The sequence below is a fragment of the Halopseudomonas yangmingensis genome (assembly GCF_900114825.1).
GTDB lineage: Bacteria > Pseudomonadota > Gammaproteobacteria > Pseudomonadales > Pseudomonadaceae > Halopseudomonas > Halopseudomonas yangmingensis.
Window position 1 is genome coordinate 182,218 of the sequence record NZ_FOUI01000004.1, and the last position, 24,104, is coordinate 206,321.

General features: G+C 59.1%; 19 protein-coding genes. 6 read left to right on the forward strand and 13 right to left on the reverse strand.

What is annotated here, in order from left to right:
* Positions 1 to 37: 37 nt before the first annotated feature.
* From BMZ23_RS06185 to BMZ23_RS06230, 10 genes are all read right to left on the reverse strand, one after another.
* Positions 38 to 484 carry an acyl-CoA thioesterase gene (locus BMZ23_RS06185; RefSeq protein WP_093474134.1) on the reverse strand — a complete coding sequence of 149 codons (447 nt, stop codon included), beginning with the start codon at positions 482 to 484 and terminating at the stop codon, positions 38 to 40.
* A 187-nt stretch (positions 485 to 671) separates the two neighbouring features.
* The gene (locus tag BMZ23_RS06190) at positions 672 to 2,267 is read right to left on the reverse strand and encodes an isocitrate lyase (protein WP_093474137.1); all 1,596 of its coding nucleotides are present in this window, start codon (positions 2,265 to 2,267) and stop codon (positions 672 to 674) included.
* A gap of 436 nt (positions 2,268 to 2,703) precedes the next feature.
* Entirely contained in the window at positions 2,704 to 3,501 is a 798-nt protein-coding gene (locus tag BMZ23_RS06195) for a secretin N-terminal domain-containing protein (protein ID WP_093474140.1), read from the reverse strand.
* Positions 3,498 to 4,514: a GNAT family N-acetyltransferase gene (locus tag BMZ23_RS06200; protein ID WP_093474143.1), complete on the reverse strand. Its 1,017-nt coding sequence runs from the start codon at positions 4,512 to 4,514 to the stop codon at positions 3,498 to 3,500. Before BMZ23_RS06200 ends, BMZ23_RS06195 begins: the two co-directional genes overlap by 4 nt.
* Positions 4,495 to 5,673 carry a ribosomal protein uL16 3-hydroxylase gene (locus tag BMZ23_RS06205; RefSeq protein WP_093474146.1) on the reverse strand — a complete coding sequence of 393 codons (1,179 nt, stop codon included), beginning with the start codon at positions 5,671 to 5,673 and terminating at the stop codon, positions 4,495 to 4,497. The genes BMZ23_RS06200 and BMZ23_RS06205 overlap by 20 nt, the downstream gene beginning before the upstream one ends.
* 7 nt (positions 5,674 to 5,680) lie before the next feature.
* Positions 5,681 to 7,051, reverse strand: coding sequence for an adenylosuccinate lyase (purB, locus tag BMZ23_RS06210; RefSeq protein WP_093474148.1), 1,371 nt, complete (start codon positions 7,049 to 7,051; stop codon positions 5,681 to 5,683).
* Positions 7,052 to 7,276: 225 nt separating this feature from the next.
* The gene (locus tag BMZ23_RS06215; RefSeq protein ID WP_093474151.1) at positions 7,277 to 8,155 is read right to left on the reverse strand and encodes a DMT family transporter; all 879 of its coding nucleotides are present in this window, start codon (positions 8,153 to 8,155) and stop codon (positions 7,277 to 7,279) included.
* Positions 8,148 to 8,768 carry a high frequency lysogenization protein HflD gene (gene hflD, locus BMZ23_RS06220; RefSeq protein WP_093474153.1) on the reverse strand — a complete coding sequence of 207 codons (621 nt, stop codon included), beginning with the start codon at positions 8,766 to 8,768 and terminating at the stop codon, positions 8,148 to 8,150. Before hflD ends, BMZ23_RS06215 begins: the two co-directional genes overlap by 8 nt.
* On the reverse strand, positions 8,765 to 9,895 hold the full coding sequence (gene mnmA / locus BMZ23_RS06225; RefSeq protein ID WP_093474155.1) for a tRNA 2-thiouridine(34) synthase MnmA: 1,131 nt from the start codon (positions 9,893 to 9,895) through the stop codon (positions 8,765 to 8,767). Before mnmA ends, hflD begins: the two co-directional genes overlap by 4 nt.
* Position 9,896: 1 nt before the next feature.
* Entirely contained in the window at positions 9,897 to 10,331 is a 435-nt protein-coding gene (locus BMZ23_RS06230) for an NUDIX hydrolase (protein ID WP_093474158.1), read from the reverse strand.
* Positions 10,332 to 10,701: 370 nt separating this feature from the next.
* On the opposite strand from BMZ23_RS06230, the gene icd reads away from it, so the two are divergent.
* Positions 10,702 to 11,961, forward strand: a complete 1,260-nt coding sequence (gene icd / locus BMZ23_RS06235; RefSeq protein WP_093474161.1) for an NADP-dependent isocitrate dehydrogenase — start codon at positions 10,702 to 10,704, stop codon at positions 11,959 to 11,961.
* A gap of 75 nt (positions 11,962 to 12,036) precedes the next feature.
* Here icd and cspD read toward each other — a convergent pair whose 3' ends face one another.
* Positions 12,037 to 12,270, reverse strand: coding sequence for a cold shock domain-containing protein CspD (cspD, locus tag BMZ23_RS06240; protein WP_093474164.1), 234 nt, complete (start codon positions 12,268 to 12,270; stop codon positions 12,037 to 12,039).
* A 209-nt stretch (positions 12,271 to 12,479) separates the two neighbouring features.
* On the opposite strand from cspD, the gene clpS reads away from it, so the two are divergent.
* The gene (gene clpS, locus BMZ23_RS06245; protein WP_093474281.1) at positions 12,480 to 12,803 is read left to right on the forward strand and encodes an ATP-dependent Clp protease adapter ClpS; all 324 of its coding nucleotides are present in this window, start codon (positions 12,480 to 12,482) and stop codon (positions 12,801 to 12,803) included.
* Between the two features lie 31 nt (positions 12,804 to 12,834).
* Positions 12,835 to 15,105 carry an ATP-dependent Clp protease ATP-binding subunit ClpA gene (gene clpA, locus BMZ23_RS06250; protein WP_093474167.1) on the forward strand — a complete coding sequence of 757 codons (2,271 nt, stop codon included), beginning with the start codon at positions 12,835 to 12,837 and terminating at the stop codon, positions 15,103 to 15,105.
* A gap of 36 nt (positions 15,106 to 15,141) precedes the next feature.
* Here clpA and xthA read toward each other — a convergent pair whose 3' ends face one another.
* Positions 15,142 to 15,957, reverse strand: coding sequence for an exodeoxyribonuclease III (gene xthA / locus BMZ23_RS06255; protein WP_093474170.1), 816 nt, complete (start codon positions 15,955 to 15,957; stop codon positions 15,142 to 15,144).
* A 138-nt stretch (positions 15,958 to 16,095) separates the two neighbouring features.
* Here xthA and BMZ23_RS06260 point away from each other — a divergent pair, with 138 nt between their 5' ends.
* Genes BMZ23_RS06260 through tpx form a run of 3 tightly spaced genes read left to right on the forward strand, consistent with a single transcriptional unit; the run spans position 16,096 to position 22,078 of the window.
* Complete coding sequence (locus tag BMZ23_RS06260; RefSeq protein WP_093474173.1) at positions 16,096 to 17,805, forward strand: autotransporter assembly complex protein TamA; 1,710 nt, start codon at positions 16,096 to 16,098, stop codon at positions 17,803 to 17,805.
* The gene (locus BMZ23_RS06265; RefSeq protein ID WP_093474176.1) at positions 17,802 to 21,542 is read left to right on the forward strand and encodes a translocation/assembly module TamB domain-containing protein; all 3,741 of its coding nucleotides are present in this window, start codon (positions 17,802 to 17,804) and stop codon (positions 21,540 to 21,542) included. Before BMZ23_RS06260 ends, BMZ23_RS06265 begins: the two co-directional genes overlap by 4 nt.
* Positions 21,543 to 21,577: 35 nt before the next feature.
* Positions 21,578 to 22,078 carry a thiol peroxidase gene (gene tpx / locus BMZ23_RS06270; protein ID WP_093474179.1) on the forward strand — a complete coding sequence of 167 codons (501 nt, stop codon included), beginning with the start codon at positions 21,578 to 21,580 and terminating at the stop codon, positions 22,076 to 22,078.
* Positions 22,079 to 22,139: 61 nt separating this feature from the next.
* On the opposite strand, the gene ftsH is transcribed toward tpx, so the two are convergent.
* Entirely contained in the window at positions 22,140 to 23,954 is a 1,815-nt protein-coding gene (ftsH, locus tag BMZ23_RS06275) for an ATP-dependent zinc metalloprotease FtsH (protein WP_093474182.1), read from the reverse strand.
* Positions 23,955 to 24,104 lie beyond the last annotated feature (150 nt).

The window sequence follows — 24,104 nt, forward strand, 5'->3', positions numbered from 1 at the left end:
GGCTTTTTTGTGTCCTTAAAAGCGCTAATTCCAGTTTTCAGTGCTCAATGTTGTTGACGCCGGGGAAGCGAACACGAAAGTCATCGGGCATGGGGGCAACCTTGCTGGTAGTAAAGTCGTAGAAAACGAATCCTGATTTCGCCAGTGCAACCAGTTCGCCGCTGTCAGCCTTGCTGATACGGAAAATAATATCCCCGCCATAACGGTTCAAATCCATCAGGCCGACTTCGAACACCAGTTTGTCACGGGCAAAGGCTTCCTGTTTGTAGGTGGTTGCCAGGTCGGTGACTATGATGCCTGTGTCGTTCACGCTTACTTCTTCAATGCCAAACTGGTAAAGAAAACGTGCGCGGGCTTCTGAAATCATCGAAATCATCGAGTCGTTGGCCAGATGACGACCGGCGTTGATGTCGGTGATGCGGACGGTAAGCTGGGTAGTGAAGTAGAACTGGTCTTCCGGGAAGACAAGGTTTAGACGAGCCATGCGAAATCGGAACCTGTAATCGTAAGCCTGGCAGGCGTTGCCGTACTGCCGGCCTGCGGGGTGTTTGGGCAGGGCGCATTGTACGCCAGTCCGCTGTATTTCTCATGCCTGCCGACAGAAAAACCCTTACATGAAAAAGGCCGCCCGAGGGCGGCCTTTCCGGTAACACCTGTGAATCAGTCAGCTATCAGCCGAACTGGTTCATGGTGTTGTCCTTGCCACTTGCCTTCAGCGCGGCTTCGCCGGCGAAGTATTCCTTGTGGTTGTCGCCGATGTCGGAACCAGCCATGTTCTGGTGCTTGACGCAGGCGATACCTTGACGGATTTCCTGGCGCTGAACACCCTTCACGTAGGCCAGCATGCCCTGGTCGGCAAAGTAGCCCTTGGCCAGGTTGTCGGTCGACAGTGCGGCAGTGTGGTAGGTCGGCAGGGTGATCAGGTGGTGGAAGATGCCGGCATGGGCCGAACCGTCACGCTGGAAGGTGCGGATCTTCTCGTCAGCAACCTGAGCCAGTTCGCTGTCGTCGTAGTCGACGCTCATCAGGTTGGCGCGGTCGTAGGCAGAAACATCCTTGCCTTCGGCGACCATGGCATCAAACACCTGCTGACGGAAGTTCAGGGTCCAGTTGAACGACGGGCTGTTGTTGTACACCAGCTTGGCGTTCGGGATGACCTCGCGGATGCGGTCAACCATGGCCTTGATCTGGCCAACGTGCGGCTTCTCGGTTTCGATCCACAGCAGGTCAGCGCCGTTTTGCAGGCTGGTGATGCAGTCCAGTACGCAGCGGTCTTCGCCAGTGCCAGCGCGGAACTGGAACAGGTTGGACGGCAGACGCTTGGGACGCAGCAGCTTGCCTTCACGGTTCAGAATCACATCACCGTTGCTCAGGTCGGCAGGGGAGACTTCTTCGCAATCCAGGAAGGAGTTGTACAGGTCACCCAGGTCGCCAGGCTCATTGGTTACAGCGATTTGCTTGGTCAGACCAGCGCCCAGGGAGTCAGTACGGGCAACGATGACGCCGTTGTCGATACCCAGCTCAAGGAAGGCGTAACGAACGGCAGCGATCTTGGCCAGGAAGTCGGCATGCGGAACGGTTACCTTGCCATCCTGGTGACCACACTGCTTCTCGTCGGATACCTGGTTTTCGATCTGGATGCAGCAAGCGCCTGCTTCGATCATGCGCTTGGCCAGCAGGTAGGTAGCTTCCGGGTTGCCGAAGCCGGCGTCGATGTCGGCGATGATCGGTACGATGTGGGTTTCGTAGTTGTCGATCTGATTCTGGATTTCAGCAGCCTTGGCGGTATCGCCAGCTTCGCGAGCGGCGTCCAGAGCAGTGAACAGCAGATCCAGTTCACGGCTGTCAGCCTGACGCAGGAAGGTGTACAGCTCTTCGATCAGGTCGGAAACAGCGGTCTTCTCGTGCATCGACTGGTCGGGCAGCGGGCCGAAGTCGGAACGCAGGGCCGCAACCATCCAGCCGGACAGGTACAGGTAACGCTTGTTGGTGGTCTTCAGGTGCTTCTTGATCGAGATCAGCTTCTGCTGACCGATGAAGCCGTGCCAGCAACCCAGCGACTGGGTGTATACAGAGGAGTCGGCGTCGTACTCAGCCATGTCCTTGCGCATGATGTCGGCAGTGTACTGAGCGATTTCCAGGCCGGTCTTGAAGCGGTTCTGGGCGCGCATACGGGCGACGGATTCCGGGTTGATGGCGCTCCAGCTGCTGCCATATTGCTCTTTCAGTGCGGCAACTGCTTTGATGTCGTTTTGGTAAGCTGACATGGTCAATCCTTCAAGGTTTGCGTTTGGTTGAGCACGATTCGTGGCCCTGATCCCGTGGCGCGGACTAGGCCCTGATGGCTGATGTGAAGGTGACAACTGGAGAACGCAGACCGTTCAGAAGGGGGGCTGTGACGAACAGGTGATGACTGTGCCACCGGCTGGTCGCTGTCGACCGGGTGCCGGGCTGGCTGAACCCGTCATGCAGGCTGATACGTTTGAATCGCTTCCCCGTCCCTCAGGACAACTTTCGTTCCAGTCGCCACCTTGTCAAACCGCCTTCTGGGCTGTCGAGACACGCATCGGTCCTTTGGTTTCGGAGCCGATCCGGAGGTTCATAGGAGCCTCTGGTATGCGGGAGCGGGGCAATGATGGGCCGAGTTGCGTCGGAAGTCAATTGCATGTAGTGGTTTTTTTCTCTGACTACAGGCCGCGAGCCTCAGTCCAGAGCCTCCACCATCAGACGTATGCTGGTGTTTTGCTGGTTGCGCGTGCTGATCCGCCGACCAATATCGGATTCGCGGTCGCGTCCGCTGTCGTCGAGATTGCCGATGGTAACCCATTGCCCCAGCGGGACGCTGACTCGGGTGTTGCTGCGTTGCATGTCAATGGTGCCGGGGCGGCCTTGGTTGACACTGTCCTGTCGGGTTTCTATGTCGATACTGGCGGTGCTGCCGTGCAGTCGAACCGTAGCATAGAAGCCTTGCAGGGCATCACGGTATTCGGTGTTGATCTGAGGGCGACCATATTGGTCGGTGCTGATGCTGGTCAGTGGCACGCTCTGGCCGCTATGGATAAGTACCGGGCGGCCTTCGCTGGCGAGGATCTGGCGCGTACCTGTTCCGCTGCCCAGGGTCTGGCGGCGGATAATGCGTGCTTCATTGGTGTTTTGGCGAGGCTGGCCGATGATTACTTGCGGATTGCTGTCGGTACTGCCGTCAATTCGATAGCCGCTGCTACTTTGCATCTGGTTGCTGTCGTTGATCACACTGATGCGTAGACGCCTTGCGGGACGGTCAAGCTGCCTGATCAGTGCCAGTATCTCAGCGTGACGCTGCTCAGGGGCATTCAGCAGCAGCAGATTGCCGTGGCCGGAAATGCGTTCGTTGTCCTGTAGTAGTGGCTGGATGGCCGGCAGCAGGTCTTCTGCACTGTTGTAGCTGAGTTCGATGCTGCTCAGACTCGCCTGAACAGTGACTGTCCAGAATAGTGTCAACAACAATGCCAAGGCTTTCATAGCATAAACCGGCGCAGGGCAGGATCGGTCAGGCTGCTGTCCCATAGCTCATTGAAACTGGCCGACCAGCGTTTGACCTGATCAGGGCTGTGATAGCGGACAAAGCCTTCGCGTGGCTGTGGGCGAGGCAGTAGCAGGATACCTTCGCTGTCGACCAGCAAATAGATCTGTGGCTCGCGGGGAAGATCAGGGTGCTGGCGGCGGATCTCGCAGGTGCTGGGGAATCGGTGCATCAGATACAGCAGGCTGTGCCCGCGCAGAAACTCGTCGCGCACTTCGTGCAGCAGGAAGCGTACCTTGCAGCGCGGCTGGCGGGCGATCAGTTGCTCACAACAGTCGATAAAACTGCGCTGCTGGAATAGCCAGCCGGCCTGGTCAGGGGCATACACCAGCAGGCTGCGCTGGGCCTGCAGGGCCAGATTGCAGGCATGTTCGAGGGCGTTGTCCTCGTTTATTTCCAGTGCTTCGCGGTAGTCGCCGAGTTTGAAGGGCAGTTCGCTGGTGTGTCGTGGGCGTTCCGGAATGTCCGGGTTGTGGATGCTGAACTGGCCAGGTGAGGTGAACTCTATCGGAGGCAGTTCGCCAGGTTCAGGCGTGTCCTGCCAGACCATGTGGCGGTGAGCAATGCCCGCTTCCATGTATTCATCGCCTTCGGCAGCGAAGCCAAGGCGGGTGTAAAAAGGGATTGCCTGGGTTTGCGCCGACAATTCCAGCGACTGCATACCGCTCTGACGGGCGTGCTCTATCACGGCGCGCATCAGTTGCAGTCCGTAGCCATTGCCACGCCATTGGGGCAGTATGGCCACCCTGCCGATATGCCCATCCGCAAGCAGTCTGGCAGTGCCGACAGACTGACCGTCGACGGTCATCAGAAAATGGGTGGCAGTGGCGTCTTGATCATCCCACTCTAATTCTGCAGGTACCTGCTGTTCCTCGACAAATACCCGGGTACGGATATCGCGCAGCGCCGGGCAATCACGCCAGTCGACCAGTTCAATCTGCACATCCTTCATCGTCTTCGCTCTCCATCAGCAGGTCACCCTTGCCCAGCAGCTGGACAAGCAGCGTCATGGCTTGCGGGTCAGCCTGCCAGGGCAGCAGTCTGTCGGCGTCCAGCCAGTCCTCATTGCAGACTAGTTGAACCAGCGGCAACAGTGAAGTGGGGAGTATGCAATGTTCGCCGGTGGCAAAGAGTTTCAGGTCGTCGCGGCCCTGATGCCAGGCCAGTCGTGCTGACGGATGGCGCAGCAGAGCACCACCTGATTGCAGGTATTGCAGCAGGTCTTGCGGGTCGATTTCAGCGGGATTCAACAGTTCCGGGTAACGCGCTTCGGTCATGTGCCGGCCAAACCAGGCGGCCAGCGCTTCGCGGTCTTCCAGCAAGGGGCGCAGTATCGCTTGCAGGCGGTCGATACTGGCTTCGTCGATCCGTGATGGGTCGTCGCAAGGCGTTGCATCGGCGTCGCTGTAGCGCTGACTGTCGCCCAGTTGCTGACTGGCGTAATCGGTGTAATGCAGCAGGATTTCGGCGTGGCTGGGTGCGCGAAAGCCGACCGAGAAGGTCATGCAGTGGTCTTCGGCTATTCCCCAGTGGGCAATACCCGGCGGTATGTAGAGCATGTCGCCGGGTTCCAGCACCCATTCATCAGTTTGCTCGAAATCCTGCAGGATGCGCAGGTCCGGGTGCTCCAACAGCGGGCTGTGGTCGTCACAGCGTTGCCCCAGTTTCCAGCGCCGGTGGCCTTCGGCCTGCAGCAGGAAGACATCGTAATTGTCGTAGTGCGGGCCAACACTACCGCCGGGCACCGCATAGCTGATCATCAGGTCGTCCTTGCGCCAGTGCGGCAGGAAGCTGAATTCGCGCATCAGCTCGGATAGCTCCGGCACTATCTGGTCGACCGCCTGAATCAACAGGGTCCAGTCGCGCTCAGGCAGGTCCTGAAAGGCGTCCTCGGCCATCGGGCCGCGACGCAGCTCCCAGGGGTGGCTGCCGTGCTCGAGGATCAGGCGTGACTCGATATCTTCCTCGAGGCTGAGTCCGGCCAGCTCGTTGGGCGTGATCGGACTCTGGTAGCCAGGGATTGCCTGACGGATCAGCAGCGGTTTCTTCTGCCAGTAGTCACGCAGAAACTGTTCCGGACTCATGCCGCCGAGCAAGCTGCTGATGGTCATGGTCGGTTCAGATCCGTTTGGCCTGGTCAATGGCGTTGCCCAGATAGCTGGCCGGGGTTAGCGCCTTCAGTTCGGCCTTGGCTTGCTCGGGAATTTCCAGAGCATCGACAAAGCCCAGCAGCGCGTCGGGGGTAATACCCTTGCCGCGAGTCAGCTCCTTGAGCTTTTCATAGGCGTTAGGGACGGCATAGCGGCGCATGACCGTCTGGATCGGCTCGGCCAGCACTTCCCAGCAGTTGTTCAGATCTTCAGCCAATCTATGCGTATTGATCTCCAGCTTGCTGATTCCCTTAAGAGTTGATTCGTAGGCAATCAGGCTGTGGGCGAAGCCAACGCCGAGATTACGCAGCACTGTGGAGTCGGTCAGGTCGCGCTGCCAGCGTGAAATGGGGAGCTTGCTGGCCAGATGCTGCATGACCGCGTTGGCGATGCCAAGGTTGCCTTCGGAGTTTTCGAAGTCGATCGGGTTGACCTTGTGCGGCATGGTCGACGAGCCGATCTCGCCGGCTACGGTCTTCTGCTTGAAGTAGCCGAGGGAGATGTAGCCCCAGATGTCGCGATCGAAATCAATCAGGATGGTGTTGAAGCGCGCTACCGCATCGAACAGCTCGGCGATGTAGTCATGCGGTTCGATCTGTGTGGTGTAGGGGTTGAAGTCCAGGCCCAGGGTGGTTTCGATAAACTGGCGGGCATTGGCTTCCCAGTCGACCTGCGGATAGGCCGACAGGTGAGCGTTGTAGTTGCCGACTGCACCGTTGATCTTGCCCAGCAACGGAATGGCCTCGATCTGGGCGATCTGGCGCTGCAGGCGGTAGGCCACATTGGCCAGTTCCTTGCCCATGCTGGTCGGCGAGGCCGGCTGGCCGTGGGTGCGCGAGAGCATCGGGACATCGGCGTGCTGGTGGGCCAGGTTGCGGATTTCTTCGAGGATACGGCGCATCAGCGGCAGTACCACCTGATCACGACCGGCGCGCAGCATCAGCGCATGGGACAGGTTGTTGATGTCCTCGCTGGTACAGGCGAAATGAATGAACTCGTTGACCTTGTGCAGCTCCGGCAGGCCGGCGACCTGTTCCTTGAGCAGGTATTCCACCGCCTTGACGTCGTGGTTGGTGGTGCGCTCGATGTCCTTGATGCGCTCGGCGTACTCCAGCTTGAAGTCGCTGACCAGGGCGTCGAGCAGGGCATTGGCCTCGACCGAGAACGGGCCGATCTCGGGGATGCCCGGGTGTGCGGCCAGGCACTGCAGCCAGCGCACCTCGACTTCAACGCGAAAACGGATCAGGCCGTATTCGCTGAAAATGCTGCGCAGGCTGGAAGTCTTGCTGCCATAGCGGCCATCTACCGGGGAAACGGCGGTCAGGGAGGACAGTTGCATGGGCGTACTCGTCAGTGGTCGGGCGGAAAAACGCCAGATGATACACCAGTCAGACGGCTTGTGAGAAAGTGCTGAGCAAAGAGCTGCCGTGTCAGCGTGCCAACCGATCAGCTGTTCCGGACACGCTGTAAATACGTCCATGTAAGCTCGGCGATGCCCATCCAGGGCATCGACGGTCCGGAACAGCTGATCGGTTGCCACGCTCCGAAGATGCTGTGCAATTGATCAGCCTTTGCTTGAGCGTCCGGATGACTGGCTGATGCTGAGCAGGGTGGAGAAGAAAATCAGCAGGGCGCCGATCCAGGAGGAGAGTCCAGGTACTTCCTGCCAGAGCAGCCAGGCAAACAACCCGGAAAACACAATGGCCAGATAGCTGAACGGGCCTATCTTGCCTGGCGGCGCCAGGGCGTAAGCGCGGGACATGACCAACTGGCTGGTGGTGGCCACCAGACCGACACCGATCAGCAGCAATACCTGTTCCAGGGTCAGTGGCTGCCAGGCCCAGATCAACGGGATCGACGACAGCAGCGCGGAAAAACTGGAGAAGTAGAAAACGATGCGGCTGGCTGGCTCGGTATCGCTCATGGCGCGGATCGAGACAAAGGCACAGGCCGCCAGCAGACTGGCACCAATACCGATCAACCCCTTGGGATCGAACAATGCACCTGTCGGTTTGGCCACCAGCAACACTCCGGCGAAGCCGAGCAATACCATAAACATCATGCGCGGGGTCAGGCTCTCGCGCAGCCACCACCATGCCAGTAACGGCGTAAACACCGGAGCGGCGTAAGTGAATACCATGGCGTCGGCCAGTGGCAGGTGGGCGATGGCGTAGAAGAAGCAGTACATCGCACCCAGACCATAGAAGGTGCGCAGAAAGTGATTGCCGAGCCGCTGGGTACGGAACGGCTGGAAACCGCGCAGCAGGATCATCGGCAGAAAGTAGAACACGCCAACCAGATTGCGGAAGAACACCACGGTCTCGTTGTTGACGCCGCTGGAGACCTCGCGGATCAGCACGCCCATAATGGCGAACAGCAACGCCGACAGGGCTAGCAGCAGGGCGCCCTGTCGGGGGTGGTCGCTGCGCGAGAGTTCAGCCATTCAGCACCGAGCGCACTGCTTCCAGCAGCCGTCGGCGATAGATCAGCAGATGCCAGCGATGCCCACCCAGCTGACGCCAGAGGCGGGCTGAACGGATGCCGGCCAGCAGCAGACCGCGAATGCGGTTGGCAATGTCCGGCTGTTGCAGGTAGCGCATGTCGCCCTGCACCTGGATGCGCAGCTTGAAAGTGCTCAGGGTGTCCTGATAGGTGCTGCCCAGGGAAGCCCAGACATTGTCATGCAGTACGCCGAAATGCTCGACCTGGCTCTGCACCTGCTGCAGACGCTGACCGAGTACGCTGAGCAGGTCGTCACTTTTGGCCAGTTGCCGCTCCAGCAGCAGCAGACTCATGCTGTAACGCAGCGCGTCACGCTGCAAGGCGGCGCTATCGCGCGCCAGCATTGCCTCAAGCGCCTGCAAGCCCTGTCGGATCTGGTGGTGGCTGCCACCGTAGACTGCCAGTGCATCGTCCGGTGAGCGTTCGAGAATGCTGTAGACCATGCATGACGCGGGATTTTCTGCCAGCTGTCCGCTGCGCGCCAGCTTGTCCACCAGCACGGCGGCATTGAAGACCCCGCCAAGGGCGAGTGCCTGCTGTTCCCATTTGGTCATGCGCAGCTCTCCCGGTTGGCGGCTATGGCGGTTTCAATCACACCGCCACCCAGACAGATGTCGCCGTCATAGAACACCACTGACTGGCCGGGTGTGACTGCGCGTTGTGGCTGGTCGAAGCTGACCCGGTAACCGCTGGCGGTACGTTCCAGGGTGCACTGCTGATCGCTCTGCCGGTAGCGGACCTTGGCGGTCAGGCGGCGTGGTTGAGCCAGTTCGACAGGGTTGACCCACCAGATATGCGAGCACTCGAGTGCCGAGGAAAACAGCCAGGGGTGCTCGTTGCCCTGGCCAACCACCAGTACGTTGCGCTCAAGGTTCTTGTGCAACACATACCAGGGTTCGTCACTGGCGCCCTGCAGGCCACCGATACCCAGCCCCTGACGTTGGCCGATGGTGTGGTACATCAGGCCATGGTGGCGGCCGATGACCTTGCCGTCGGTGGTTTCGATATCGCCGGGCTGGGCGGGCAAATACTGCTTGAGGAAATCGCTGAAGCGTCGCTCACCGATAAAGCAGATACCGGTGGAGTCCTTCTTTTTTGCCGTGGCCAGCTGGTATTTCTCGGCAATCCGGCGGACTTCCGGCTTCTCCAGTTCGCCCACCGGAAACAGTGTGCGGGCTATCTGCTCGCCGCTGACCGCATGCAGGAAATAGCTTTGGTCCTTGTTGTTGTCGATGCCGCGCAGCAGCAGGGTCTGGCCGTCGCGGTCGGTGCGCCGGCAGTAATGTCCGGTGGCAATCAGGTCGGCGCCGAGCATCAGTGCATAGTCGAGGAACGCCTTGAACTTGATTTCCCGGTTACACAGGATATCCGGATTCGGCGTGCGGCCGGCCTTGTATTCGGCGAGGAAATGCTCGAACACATTGTCCCAGTATTCGGCGGCGAAGTTGGCGGTGTGCAGCTTGATGCCGAGACGCTCGGCCACCGCACTGGCGTCGGCCAGATCTGTCATTGCCGTGCAGTATTCGGTGCCGTCATCCTCGTCCCAGTTCTTCATGAACAGGCCTTCGACCTGATAGCCCTGCTCCAGCAGCAGGGCGGCGGACACCGAGGAGTCGACCCCGCCGGACATACCGACGATCACGCGGGTCTGGCTGGGCGGTTGGCTGGCGAATGAACTCATGTCAGCGAATCAGATCCAGTGGGTAGATGGGTTTTTGCAGGTAGTCGTGAACGCATTGCAATACTAGCGGGCTGCGCAACGCTGATTGGTGCTCGGCCAGCTCGTCGGGCGTCAGCCACAGAGCTCGAATGATACCACTGTCCAGCGGGTGATCGGGCAGATGCTGTAGAGGTCGTGCGGCAAAACAGGTTCGATGGTAGGTGACACCATCGGCGCCGCGGAACAGGTATATGCCGACTACGCCGGTCAGCTCGACCTGCCACCCGGTTTCTTCCAGCACCTCGCGCACGGCGGCCTCGGGCAGGCTTTCATCGGCTTCCAGATGGCCGGCCGGCTGGTTGATCACCCGTCGGCCGTCACGTAACTCCTCGACCAGCAGAAAGCGGCCATTACGTTCGATCAGTGTGGCCACGGTAACGTGCGGAAGAAAGCGCAAGGACACCTCCGGAAATGATCTTGATCAGGGTAAAAACGACAATAGTGTGCCATCGTTATCGGCGCTATTGCGAAGCTTGCGGATATGTAGCGGGTATGTAGTGTCACTACATTGTGGCGTACCCATACATGTGGTGCTCGAGTCGTCAATGCCCTGGCTCTTCTACTAAAGTAATAAGGCTACGGGACTTGCCAGCACGATGTTAAGCGGCTATTTTGCATGGCGGAAAAGTCATGAATTCGGGTCTCTCTGTAGCAAAACTACATGATTTAAGCCTGCATGACCCAGGAATTATCTGGATGCGCGACCGGCGATTACCCGTCGCCCATTGCGCTTCTTTCACGACAACGACAAGGTTACGGAGTCAAACATGGGATACCAAAAGATCCAGGTGCCGGCTGACGGCGACAAAATTACCGTCAATGCTGACCTGTCCCTGAATGTGCCCGACAATCCGATCATCCCTTTTATCGAAGGTGACGGCATCGGTGTCGATATCTCCCCGGTGATGATTGATGTGGTCGACGCCGCGGTTGCCAAGGCGTATGCCGGCAAGCGCAAGATTTCCTGGATGGAAGTTTATGCCGGCGAGAAGGCCACCCAGGTCTATGACCAGGACACCTGGCTGCCGGAAGAAACCCTGCATGCGGTCAAGGATTATGTAGTGTCCATCAAGGGCCCGCTGACCACGCCGGTAGGTGGTGGTATCCGTTCGCTGAACGTAGCCCTGCGTCAACAGCTGGATCTGTACGTGTGCCAGCGTCCGGTTCGCTGGTTCGAAGGCGTGCCGAGCCCGGTGAAAAAGCCCGGTGACGTTGATATGGTGATCTTCCGCGAAAACTCTGAAGACATCTACGCGGGTGTTGAGTGGAAGGCCGGTTCGCCCGAGGCAGAAAAAATCATCAAGTTCCTCACCGAGGAAATGGGCGTCACCAAGATCCGCTTTACCGACATGTGCGGTATCGGCATCAAGCCGGTCTCTGAAGCGGGCACCAAGCGTCTGGTACGCAAGGCCCTGCAATATGCGGTGGACAACGATCGCAGTTCGGTGACCCTGGTGCACAAGGGCAATATCATGAAGTTCACCGAAGGTGCCTTCAAGGATTGGGGTTACGAAATTGCCCGTGACGAGTTCGCTGCCGAGTTGTTGGACGGCGGCCCGTGGATGCAGTTCAAGAACCCGAATACCGGCAAGACCATCGTGGTCAAGGATGTGATTGCTGACGCCATGCTGCAGCAGATCCTGCTGCGCCCGGCTGAGTACGACGTGATCGCTACCCTGAACCTGAACGGTGACTACCTGTCCGACGCACTGGCGGCTGAAGTGGGTGGTATTGGTATCGCACCGGGCGCCAACCTGTCCGACGATGTGGCGATGTTCGAAGCGACCCATGGTACTGCACCCAAGTATGCTGGCCTGGACAAGGTTAACCCGGGTTCGGTGATCCTCTCGGCCGAGATGATGCTGCGTCACATGGGCTGGACCGAGGCGGCGGATCTGATCATCAAGGGTGTCAACGGCGCTATTGCCAACAAGACTGTAACCTATGACTTTGAGCGCCTGATGGAAGGCGCCAAGCTGCGCAAGTGCTCCGAGTTTGGTCAGGATGTGATCGCTGCAATGGGTTGATCCCCGCCAGCAGCATCACACGACAAGGCCGGCATTCGCCGGCCTTGTCGTTTGTGCGAGAATTGCCTTGCTGGCTCAGAATTCGCTGCTGTTGGTAGCAGCTTGCTCGGCAGATTGGATGTTGACGGCGTGCAGCCCACTGTCGACCTTGACGATTTCAAAGCGGACAGGCTGACCAGCGCGCAATGTACGATAGCCATCCATCTGGATTGCCGAATAGTGGGCAAACAGATCTTCATTCTGGTCGTCAGCCACAATGAATCCATAGCCTTTGGCATTGTTGAACCATTTTACCTTGCCGTTTTTCATACAATATCCTTCTGTAAACTGCCTGATGGCGTGATGGTTTTATGGCGCATCATATGCGCCTTGGGTTGAAATGACGAATGAGCGTCTCCATGAACTTGAACAGACTTTTTAACATTGATCGAGAGCAAGTCAAGGTTGCCTGTGCCAAGCTGTGCACTGGTGCACAGTCTGAATCCGGTGCGGTTTTGTCGGTTTTGCCGCGGCTTGCGATGGGTGAGGATGAGATACCCCAGCATGATCACGATCTTGCCACCGGAACCGTCGAGCCCAGACTGAAGCCGCCGGCGCGTTACAAGGTAATCATGCTTAACGATGATTACACTCCGATGGATTTTGTTGTCGAAGTACTGGAAGGTTTTTTTTCCATGACCCGTGAAGCGGCTACACAAGTCATGCTCAGGGTCCATACTGAAGGTAGAGCGGTCTGCGGCATTTACAGCAAGGACATCGCGGAAACCAAGGCAGCACAGGTAACCGACCACGCGCGGGAATGCCAGCATCCGCTGATGTGCCAGATCGAACGGGAAGAGTAAACGCAGCGGTACTGCTATGTGAGGTGGCGACATGCTCAACAGAGAACTCGAAATTACGCTGAACCTGGCCTTCAAGGACGCGCGCAACAAGCGTCATGAGTTCATGACGGTCGAGCATTTGCTGCTGGCGCTGCTGGATAACCAGTCGGCCTTGGCGGTACTGCGAGCCTGCGGTGCCGACCTGGCACGGTTGCGCCGGGAATTGACCGAATTTATTGACTCGACCACACCGCTGATACCGGTGCATGACGGCGATCGTGAAACCCAGCCAACTCTGGGCTTTCAGCGGGTTCTGCAACGTGCTGTTTTTCATGTGCAGAGTTCCGGCAAGAACGAAGTCAGCGGTGCCAATGTGCTGGTGGCGATTTTCAGCGAGCAGGAAAGTCAGGCGGTGTTCTTTTTGCGTCAGCAGAATATCGCGCGTATCGATGTTGTGAACTTTATTTCCCATGGCATTTCCAGGGTTGCCGGGGACAGCGATGCTGCGCCTCAGGCCGGTGCTGAGGGCGCTGATGAGGAGGGCGGGGAAGCCGTTGCCGGAGCAGACCCGCTTGAAGCTTATGCCACAGACCTTAACGCCGAGGCCCGGCAGGGACGGATTGATCCGCTGATTGGCCGGGCTGACGAGGTGGAGCGGGTCGCTCAGATACTGGTGCGCCGGCGCAAGAACAACCCCTTGCTGGTAGGTGAGGCCGGGGTCGGCAAGACGGCGATTGCCGAGGGGCTGGCCAAACGCATCGTGGATGGTGAGGTACCGGAAGTGCTGTCGCAGGCGGTAGTCTACGCGCTGGATCTGGGCGCCTTGCTGGCTGGCACCAAGTACCGCGGCGATTTCGAGAAGCGACTCAAATCCTTGCTGAAGGCTCTCAAGAAACGCCCGCAAGCCATTCTTTTCATTGATGAGATCCACACCATTATTGGTGCTGGTGCGGCATCTGGTGGGGTTATGGATGCCTCCAATCTGCTCAAGCCGATGCTCTCTTCGGGTGAAATACGCTGTATAGGCTCCACCACCTTTCAGGAGTTTCGCGGTATTTTCGAGAAGGATCGCGCGCTGGCACGGCGTTTCCAGAAGGTCGATGTGGTCGAGCCCTCGGTCAGCGATACCATTCAGATCCTGCGTGGCCTCAAGGGGCGCTTTGAAGAGCATCACCAGATCGCCTATAGCGATGAGGCACTGCGCGCGGCTGCCGAACTGGCAGCACGCTATATCAATGACCGGCATATGCCGGACAAGGCCATCGATGTGATTGACGAGGCGGGTGCCTACCAGCGTCTGCTGCCGGAGGAGTTGCGGGTCAAGCAGATCGATGTGGCCGAGATCGAGGCGATAGTGGCGAAGATCTCGCGGGTGCCACCCAAGCATGTATCCACCAGTGACAAGCAACTGCTGCGCAACCTCGAGCGTGACCTGAAACTGGTGGTGTTCGGTCAGGATGAAGCGATCGAGGCGTTGTCGACGGCTATCAAGCTGTCCAGGGCCGGACTCAAGACGGCCGACAAGCCGGTCGGCTCCTTCCTGTTTGCCGGACCTACCGGGGTCGGCAAGACCGAGGTAACCCGCCAGTTGGCCAAAAGTTTGGGCATCGAGCTGGTGCGCTTCGACATGTCGGAGTACATGGAGAGGCATACCGTGTCACGGCTGATCGGTGCGCCGCCGGGCTATGTGGGATTTGATCAGGGCGGCCTGTTGACCGAGGCCATCACCAAGAGTCCGCACTGCGTGCTGTTACTGGACGAGATCGAGAAGGCCCACCCCGAGGTGTTCAACCTGCTGTTGCAGGTGATGGACCACGGCACCCTGACCGACAACAATGGACGCAAGGCGGATTTCCGCAATGTGATCATCGTCATGACCACCAATGCCGGTGCTGAAAGCATGAGCCGGGCCTCGATCGGGTTCACCCATCAGGACCACAGCACGGATGGCATGGAAGCGATTCGCAAGGGTTTCTCGCCGGAGTTCCGCAACCGCCTGGATACGATCATCCAGTTTGGCCGCCTGTCCCACGACAGCATCAAGTTTGTGGTCGACAAGTTTCTTACTGAACTGCAGGCGCAACTGGAGGACAAGCATGTGCTGCTGGATGTCGACGAGCAGGCGCGCAACTGGCTGGCCGAGCATGGCTATGACCCGCAGATGGGCGCGCGGCCAATGGCGCGTCTGATCCAGGACCGTATCAAGCGGCCGCTGGCGGAGATGATCCTGTTCGGCAGTCTGGCGGAGCAGGGCGGCACAGTGCATGTGAGCCTGCGTGATGATCAACTGGTGCTGGAGTTGCCCGAGGAAGAGCTGGCCTGAGCAGGCTGCGCCCGTCATTGACGGGCGCAGCCACTATTACAGTTCGAATTCGGCCCACACCGGGGCATGGTCCGAAGGCTTTTCCATGCCGCGAATCTGGTAGTCGATATCGCTGGACACACAGTGCCCAATCAACCCGCGACTGGCCATGATCAGGTCGATGCGCAGGCCGCGTTTGGGGTGATCCTCGAAACCACGGCTACGGTAGTCGAACCAGCTGAAGCGGTCGGCGCTGTCCGGGTTGAGGTGACGGAAACTGTCAACCAGCCCCCAGTGCTTCAGGCGTCCAAGCCACTCGCGCTCCTCCGGCAGAAAGCTGCACTTGCCGGTGCGCAGCCAGCGTTTGGCATTGTCGGGGCCAATGCCGATATCGCTGTCCTCGGGTGAGATGTTCAGGTCACCGATCACCAGCAGCCGCTGCTCTGGCGAGAAGCGGCTTTCCAGCCAGTCCTGCAAGTCGGCATAGAAGCGTTGCTTGGCCGGGAACTTGATCGGATGGTCACGGCTTTCGCCTTGCGGGAAGTAGCCGTTGATTACCACCAGCTCACCGCCGTCGGCGCAGGGAATGTTGGCCGCTATCAGGCGCTTTTGTGCGCTATCGTCATCCCCGGGGAAACCCTTTTGAACCCACAGCGGTGCCTCACGGGTCAGCAGCGCCACGCCATAATGGCCTTTCTGGCCATGGAAATTGACGTGGTAACCCAGCGCCTCAACCTCCGCCAGCGGGAACTGCGGGTCATCCACCTTGGTTTCCTGCAGGCCGATGACATCCGGTGCGTGGCGTTGCACCAGTTCCGACAGTTGATGGGGTCTGGCGCGCAGCCCGTTGATATTGAAAGAGATAACCTTCATTGCATGGTTCCGAGTCAGACGGCAAGCCGGTTGTCATGGCTTGCAACATTTGAATTGATCCGTTCAGCGGATGCGAGTCTGCGCATGTTAGCATCTTGCACAGGATGCGGGCCTTAGGGTCCATGGATAGGGTTGAACATGACACTGCGACCACTGCTGTTGATCGCCCTGATGGGTACCAGCACCGCACTGCAGGCCGCACTTGAAGTGCTGGTCGAGCCGCGTAATGCGAGAGTAAAAAGCAATATCGAGGTGTTTGTCGGGGAACTCAAGGCCGATAACCGCCGTGATATGTGGCGTCAGGCCCGGCATGCGGTGCGCCAGGCCGAGCAGGCGGCACAGGCGCTGGGTTATTACAACACCCAGGTGCGGCCCAGGGTGGCCGGCAGTGACGGCGCGCCGGTGCTGCAACTGACAGTTACCCTCGGTGAACCAACCCGGCTGGATCAGGTGGACATCAACTTTGAAGGACCAGGCGCCGGGACCGAGGCCTTTGACTTGCCGCCCGGCACCCGGTTGCGTCAGGGCGCCATCCTGCATCACGGTCATTACGAAAGCTACAAGACCCTGGTTGCCAATCAGGCGTTGCGTTACGGCTATTTCTCCGGGCATTTCACCCGCCAGCGTATCGAGGTGGACCCGCAGCGCAACCGTGCCAATCTCGAACTCTTGTACCAGACGGGTGAACGCTATCGCCTGGGAGATGTGGTGTTCAGCGAGACGCCGTTCAGCGAACGCCTGCTGCAACGAATGGTCGGCTTCGAATCGGGAGCTCCCTATGATTCTGATCAGATAGCCGCCCTCAACCGTGATTTGCTGAATACCGGGTATTTCGAATCGGTTCAGGTATCGGCCCCGGCCCGTCAAGCTGTGGACGGCGTGATTCCGGTGCAGGCCATGCTGGTCGCACGCAAGCCTCATTCGCTGGGGTTTGGTGGCGGGTTTTCCACGGATGTTGGGCCCCGCGTGCGTGCCAACTGGACCCAGCACTGGCTGAATGCCGAGGGGCACTCGCGTGGCGCGGAGTTCGAACTGTCAGCGCCGCGTCAGAAAGTGTCGACCTGGTATCAGCTTCCCCTGAACCCTCCGCATATCAGCTCCCTGCGGTTTTTTACTGGTCTGCTCAATGAGGATATCGACGATACCGAAAGCCGGGCGCTGACGCTGGGGGCGCAACAACAGAAACGCCTCGGCTCAGGTTGGGAACGGGTAATAGGCTTGCGCTATGAGCAGGAACGATTCAGCCTGGGCAATACCTCGGGACGGAGTCATTTGCTGATTCCCAGTGTGGCGTTCCAGCGCACACGCAGCAGTGGCGGTGTGGATCCCAGTCATGGCCACACACTGCTGCTTGAAGTTCAGGGGGCCAAGGAGGGCGTCATATCCGATTTTGATTTTGTGCGAGCCAATCTGGCTGCCAAGTTCCTGCATACCTTGCACGAGCGTCACCGCTTGCTGGCCAGAGGCAATGTCGGGGGCATAGCCAGCAACAGTTTTGCCAAGGTGCCGCCCTCGTTGCGCTTCTTTGCCGGTGGCGACCAGAGTGTGCGGGGTTATGACTACCGAACACTATCGCCAACCGATAGCAGCGGCGAGCGGGTAGGGGGACGCTATCTGATAGCGGGCAGTCTGGAATACCAGTATGAATTCAAGCCCGGCTGGCGAGCTGCCGGTTTTGTCGATCATGGCAACGCAGTGGACTCATTGCTGGATGCCCGCAAAACCAGTCTGGGTGTCGGTTTTCGCTGGGTATCACCGGTGGGTCCGATCCGGGTTGATCTGGCTCGTTCGTTGAGTGATGCCGATGAAGGGTTTCGCATCCACTTCTCGATGGGGCCTGAGCTGTGATCCGTTTTCTGTTCAAATCACTGGTGCGTGGCCTGCTGTTGATATTGCTGGTGCCGCTGCTGATCCTCGCGTTGCTGGCCAGCGAAACAGTCAACCGCTGGCTGTTCGAGCAGGTCCAGCGTATACAGCCAGAACTGACTATGGAGTTTGTCGACGGTCACTTCTGGCGTGGCTGGAGTTTCGATACGCTGCATTGGGATGATGGCGACACCCGAGTGGCAGTCCGGAATCTGCAGTTTCAGTGGGCACCGGAATGCCTGTGGGGGCTGACAGTCTGTATCGACAGACTGTCAATGGAGCATGTGCACGTCTGGCTGCCGGACACGCAGGCCTCAGAAGACACTGCCCCTCTGGCCTTGCCGGAGCTCAACTTGCCATTGGGCATACGTCTGGAGTCGTTCACCCTTGGCGCCCTGCAACTGGGTGACGAGCCGCCGCTATTGCAGTCTGTCGAGTTGAAGGCGCATGCCAGTGCCAACCAGTTGGTGGTAGAGCACTTTGCCGGCCAGGGGCCGGATCTGTCCTGGCAGCTGGATGCCGATCTGCGAACCAAGGGTGACTGGCCGCTGCGCCTCGATGCGCACCTGCAGCTGCCTGAGGTTGATCAGCGCGCGCAACAGGCGCGGTTCCGCTTGTCCGGCACTCTTGCGGAGGTGGCGGTTGATGTGCAGAGTGAAGGCTATCTGAGCGCCCGTTTGCAGGGAACCGTACGACCACTGGATGAACATTTTCCTGTGCAGCTGTCGCTGCACAGTGACTCCTTTCTTGCGCTGCAGGAATTGCCCCCCGGCCTCACGCTGGAAGGGTTGAAACTGTACGCTGAAGGCGACATGCAGCAGGGCATCCGGATTCAGGCTGATGCCCGCCTGCCGGGCAGCGGCGGGGGAGTGGCAATGGCAGTGTCCGGACTGGCAACCCTGCAGGGGCTGCCGGAGCTGGAGTTGCTCTTGCAGGTAGAGGAACAGCCCGAACGCCAGTTGCAGCTGAACGGTCAGCTGGGCTGGGCCGAGCAGCTTCAGGGCACAGCACAACTGCAATTACAGCAGACCTTTCCCTGGTACTGGCTGTATCCGCAGGACACCGGAGCGATCAGCCTGCAACAGGCCGACCTGCAACTGCAGCTACAGAATATGGACTATCAGGGAAATCTGGCAGCAACACTCAGTGGCGTAGCGGGGCAGGCGGTAGAACTGGATCTGGTGTTTACTGGCAACGACAGCAGCCTGGATCTATCCGCGTTGCAGGCGGTTACCGCTGCCGGAAGTCTTCAGGGAAGGGCCACCCTGGAGTTTGCCGAAGGCCTTGTCTGGGATGCGCTATTGCAATTGCAGTCATTGGATCCGGGTGTGTTCGTGGCCCAGATGCCGGGTCAATTGAGCGGCGAGATCAACACCCAGGGGCGATTGCAGAACCAGGCTCTGGATCTGGGTGCAGATTGGCGAATCGACGGACGTCTGCGTAACCAGCCGTTGCAGCTGGAAGGCCAGTTGCAGAGCCAGGAGGGGCGCTGGATCCTCAATGATCTGCTGCTGCGCCAGGGCGAAAACCGTATTGCCGGGCAGGGACGCTGGTCTGCTCTGGATGAATCGTACGCTCGGGGTGAACTGGATTTACAACTGCCGCAACTGGGTAATCTATGGCCCGGACTGGCCGGCACGTTGCAGGGGCGTGCCGATTTGGTTGGCGGCGCCAGCGCACCCAGACTGGAGCTTCGACTGGACGGCCGGCGTCTGGCTTATGCTGATACCCGTCTGGCTCGCCTGCAGCTGATTGCAGACGCACAACTTGACCAGCGTTTGCCAGGTCAGTTGTCGCTTGAGCTACTGCGAATTGCCCAGGGTACTACCCGTATTGGTAATCTCTCCATGCAGCTCAGGGGAGAGCTGGCGGAACACCGTCTGGATCTGGAGCTCGATCGCGGGCTGGCTGACCTGCAGCTGGCTTTGTCGGGCAGTTGGCATGAGTCGGGTTGGCTTGGCGAGCTACGCCAGGCGCTACTGGCCAGTGGCGAAATGGAGTGGCAGCTTGGCGATCCGGCCCGGATTGATTACCGGGCTGCCGACGGCCGCCTGCAGTTATCCGCCCATTGCTGGCAGCATCAGGAAGCTCGTCTGTGCTTTGACGGCAACCAGCAACTTGCGCCGGAACAGGCATTACAGATCACGCTGCGTGATTTTCCGATGAGTTCACTGGTTGAGCTTTTGCCGGAAGATTTCAACTGGGATGCTCTGCTGCAGGCTGATCTGTCCTTCAGGCAACGCAGTGGCAGCGCGCCGGAGGCCCATGTTCACCTGCGCAGCGAAGAGGGCGCCATCGAGCTGCTGGAGCAGGAGCGTACGCTGCGCTTGCCCTACCAGCGACTCGAACTGGACAGCCGCTTGCAGGCGGATCAGGCGCGCAACCGATTGCGACTGTCCAGTGACAGTCTGGGGCATCTGGAGGTGAATGCGGACCTGCGCGATCCGGCCGGACGGCGGGAGTTGAGCGGCGATTATCGACTGGAAGGCTTGCGTCTGGATGTTCTTCAGCCATTCCTGCCACTGGTTGACAGCCTGCGTGGTGAGTTGAATGGCAGCGGCCGACTCGCCGGGACCCTTGAAGAACCCGCTGTGGATGGAGTTTTATTGCTTGATGACGGATATGTAAGTGGCGCCGGTCTGCCGGTCAGCCTGGAGCAAATGCAGCTGCGTCTGCGCCTGCAGCAAGCGTCGGCCGAGCTGGACGGTAGCTGGCAAAGTGGCGATCAGGGAGAGGCCCGGCTGAGTGGCCGTTTTGACTGGTCGCAGGCGTTACAGATGAATATGACATTGAACGGCAACCAGTTGCCGGTTCGTGTTGATCCCTGGGCCAGCCTGCTGGCCAGTCCGGATCTGCGTGTACGGCTTAATGACGGGCAACTGACGGTAACCGGACAGATCGCAATTCCCGAAGGGGATATCGACGTACGGGAACTGCCGGAAACGGCGGTACAACTGTCACCGGATGTGGTGATTCTTGGCGAGGAAGCTGCAGTAACCGCAACCCCGCTGGATATTCGCGCCAGTGTGCAGTTATTGATTGGTGACCAGTTGCGGCTATCAGCATTCGGGCTACAAGGTCGCCTGAGCGGTCAGCTGGAAGTTCAGGAGAACCTGAACGCCAACGGTGATCTGAATATTCTTGACGGACAGTACCGCGGCTACGGCCAGCGGCTGGCCCTGCGCCGTGCCCAGCTACTGTTTGCCGGCCCGGTCACCCAGCCATTCTTGAATATCGAGGCAATTCGTACCAGCGGTGATGTGGTTGCCGGATTGCGGCTGACCGGTCGTGCTGACAGCCCTCAATCCGAGGTGTTTTCCGAGCCGGCAATGGCCCAGGAGCAAGCCCTGTCATGGCTGATTCTGGGGCGGCCTCTGGGCGCCGGTGGTGGTGATGAAAACATGCTGGGTCAGGCTGCGCTGGCACTCGGAATGGCTGGCAGTGCGCCGCTTGCACAAAATATTGCCAATACACTGGGTATTGAAAATTTCCAGTTGGAGACCGAAGGTAGTGGCCTGATGACTCAAGTAGTCGCTGCAGGCTATCTGACTGACAGGCTTAGCCTCAGGTATGGCGTGGGGGTGTTCGAACCGGCCAACCAGCTGGCCTTGCGCTATGACCTGACCCGCAGACTTTATTTGGAAGCAGTGAGTGGCTTTGCCAGCTCACTGGATTTCTTCTACCGTATTGATTTTGGATCAACACAGGTACAGCCCTGATCATCAGGGCTGCCACAGAACAGAGAGGAAGCAATATGAGCACAGTTACCCTGCGCGGCAATCCAGTTCAACTCGCCGGCACATTCCCTTCAGTTGGACAGCAGGCGCCGGGCTTTACCCTGGTTGCCAAGGACCTGAGTGATGTCAGCCTTGCCAGTTTTGCCGGCAAGCGCAAGATCCTGAATATCTTCCCCAGCATTGACACCCCGGTCTGTGCCACCTCGGTACGTCAGTTCAACCAGCAGGCTGGTCAACTGGACAACACTGTGGTGCTGTGCATTTCCGCTGACCTGCCGTTTGCCCAGGCGCGTTTCTGTGGTGCCGAGGGGCTGGAGCAGGTGATTAATCTGTCGACCTTGCGCGGTGCGGCTTTCCTGGATGACTACGGTGTGCGTCTGGCCGAGGGTCCGCTGGCCGGTCTGGCGGCGCGGGCGGTGGTGGTGCTGGATGCGCAGGACAAGATTCTGCACGCCGAGCTGGTTCCGGAAATCGGTCAGGAGCCGGATTACAATGCCGCGTTGGCTGCACTGGCCTGACCGGTAAAGCCCGGCCGACGTCGTAACCGCTGGGCGACGTCGGCCGAACCGCCAGTGATCATCAGCTCTTGCGAGGCTGCAATGCAGGAAAATCCTCGGGCGTCAGGGTTTCCTGCTCAAGCAGCAAACGAGCCCCCTGATCCAGCAGATCGCGGCGTTCTCTCAATAGTTGCATAGCCCTGTTATAGCCCTCGTCAATCAGTTCACGCACAGCCTGATCTATTTTCTCTGCGGTTTTCTCCGAGTAGTCCTTTTCTGTGGTGTTGACCACCTGGTCGCCCAGGTAACGGCTGTGCTGGCGTTCAAACACCGCCTGGCCGAGGGCTTCGCTCATGCCAAAACGGGTCACCAGCTGGCGGGCGATATCGGTAACCTTGGCCAGATCATCGGCCGCACCGGTTGAGATTTCATTGAATACCAACTGTTCGGCAGCACGCCCGGCGAGCAGCACTACCAGACGGTCCTTGAGCTCCTGCCGGCTGATCAGGAAACGGTCCTCGGTGGGGCGTTGCATGGTGTAGCCAAGCGCACCGATCGAGCGCGGTACTATCGACACCTTGTGCACCGGATCCATGCCGGGGAGGGCGGTGGCAGCCAGCGCATGGCCCATCTCATGGAAAGCCACCACTTCACGTTCATGCGGTTGCAGCAAACGGCCCTTGCGCTCGGCACCCGCCAGAATGCGCTCAATGGCAGCGGTGAAGTCATCCATGCCGACCCGTTCGGCACCGCGCCGGGTGGCAACAATAGCCGCTTCATTGACCAGATTGGCCAGATCGGCACCGCTGAAGCCGGCAGTCATCGCGGCAATCTGCTCAACATCAAGAGCCGGATCCAACTCGATTCGCCGCAGGTGAACGCGCAAAATGGCGGCACGGCCATTGCGGTCGGGGCGGTCAATCACTACCTGGCGATCAAAGCGACCGGCACGCATCAGCGCCGGATCAAGGATTTCCGGGCGGTTGGTGGCGGCCAGCAGCACCACGCCTTCACGTGGATCAAAGCCATCGAGTTCGGCGAGCAACTGGTTGAGCGTCTGCTCCTTTTCATCATTGCCACCCAGCGGGCCAATGCCGCGCATCTTGCCCAGCGCATCCAGCTCGTCAATAAAGATGATGCAGGGCGCTGCCTGACGGGCCTGCTCGAACAGGTCGCGGACCCGTGCGGCACCGACGCCGACGAACATTTCCACAAACTCAGAGCCGGAAATCGAAAAGAATGGCACGCCGGCTTCACCGGCCACGGCCTTGGCGACCAGGGTCTTGCCGGTGCCGGGTGGACCGACCAGCAGAATACCCTTGGGAATGCGTGCGCCAAGGCGACTGTATTTGGGCTGGTCTTTGAGGAAGGAGACGATTTCCTGCAATTCTGCCTTGGCCTCGTCAATCCCGGCCACGTCATCAAAGGTCACGCCGGTATCGCGTTGCACCAGCACCCGTGCCCGGGTCTTGCCGACATTTACCAGTCCGCCCATGCCCTGGCGGTTGGCTATATTGCGGAACATGAACATCCAGAAGGCAAAAATCAGCAATAGTGGCAGCAGCCAGGACAACAGCGAGGCCAGCAAGGTATTGCCGGGTTTGTGACGAAAGGCAATCTGGTGCTGTACCAGCCGGTCGGCCAGCTCGGGCTCGACGCGCTGGGTGACAAATCGCTCGATACGCCCCTCGGGCGTGTTGTAGCGGCCTTCGATGGTGTCCGGTCCTATCACCAGATCAGCGATGGCACGGCGATCGAGCAATTCGAGGAATTCACTGTAGGCAATGCTGCGGGTGGCCTGGGTGCTGGCCCACCAGGTCTGGAAAATCATCAGCAGCATAAAGGCAATGAAAAAGTAGCCAAGATTCCATTGATGGGTCTTGTTGCGCAGCGGCATGGTGACCTCGATGTTGTAATGAGTCTCTGTGCAGTCTATCCGCGTTTCCCGGTTTGGTGAGTGATACGGGTCAAGTAAGCCGCTTGGCGACTAACGCGTTTGTCAGCACACCTTACTACATTACTTCCTATAATCAATATTATGTTAAAT

Bases quoted from the DNA above. Each gene is read 5' to 3' on its own strand.
- BMZ23_RS06185 (WP_093474134.1), bottom strand. From the start codon at position 484: ATGGCTCGTCTAAACCTTGTCTTCCCGGAAGACCAGTTCTACTTCACT.
- BMZ23_RS06190 (WP_093474137.1), bottom strand. From the start codon at position 2,267: ATGTCAGCTTACCAAAACGACATCAAAGCAGTTGCCGCACTGAAAGAG.
- BMZ23_RS06195 (WP_093474140.1), bottom strand. From the start codon at position 3,501: ATGAAAGCCTTGGCATTGTTGTTGACACTATTCTGGACAGTCACTGTT.
- BMZ23_RS06200 (WP_093474143.1), bottom strand. From the start codon at position 4,514: ATGAAGGATGTGCAGATTGAACTGGTCGACTGGCGTGATTGCCCGGCG.
- BMZ23_RS06205 (WP_093474146.1), bottom strand. From the start codon at position 5,673: ATGACCATCAGCAGCTTGCTCGGCGGCATGAGTCCGGAACAGTTTCTG.
- purB (WP_093474148.1), bottom strand. From the start codon at position 7,051: ATGCAACTGTCCTCCCTGACCGCCGTTTCCCCGGTAGATGGCCGCTAT.
- BMZ23_RS06215 (WP_093474151.1), bottom strand. From the start codon at position 8,155: ATGGCTGAACTCTCGCGCAGCGACCACCCCCGACAGGGCGCCCTGCTG.
- hflD (WP_093474153.1), bottom strand. From the start codon at position 8,768: ATGACCAAATGGGAACAGCAGGCACTCGCCCTTGGCGGGGTCTTCAAT.
- mnmA (WP_093474155.1), bottom strand. From the start codon at position 9,895: ATGAGTTCATTCGCCAGCCAACCGCCCAGCCAGACCCGCGTGATCGTC.
- icd (WP_093474161.1), top strand. From the start codon at position 10,702: ATGGGATACCAAAAGATCCAGGTGCCGGCTGACGGCGACAAAATTACC.
- cspD (WP_093474164.1), bottom strand. From the start codon at position 12,270: ATGAAAAACGGCAAGGTAAAATGGTTCAACAATGCCAAAGGCTATGGA.
- clpS (WP_093474281.1), top strand. From the start codon at position 12,480: ATGGGTGAGGATGAGATACCCCAGCATGATCACGATCTTGCCACCGGA.
- clpA (WP_093474167.1), top strand. From the start codon at position 12,835: ATGCTCAACAGAGAACTCGAAATTACGCTGAACCTGGCCTTCAAGGAC.
- xthA (WP_093474170.1), bottom strand. From the start codon at position 15,957: ATGAAGGTTATCTCTTTCAATATCAACGGGCTGCGCGCCAGACCCCAT.
- BMZ23_RS06260 (WP_093474173.1), top strand. From the start codon at position 16,096: ATGACACTGCGACCACTGCTGTTGATCGCCCTGATGGGTACCAGCACC.
- tpx (WP_093474179.1), top strand. From the start codon at position 21,578: ATGAGCACAGTTACCCTGCGCGGCAATCCAGTTCAACTCGCCGGCACA.
- ftsH (WP_093474182.1), bottom strand. From the start codon at position 23,954: ATGCCGCTGCGCAACAAGACCCATCAATGGAATCTTGGCTACTTTTTC.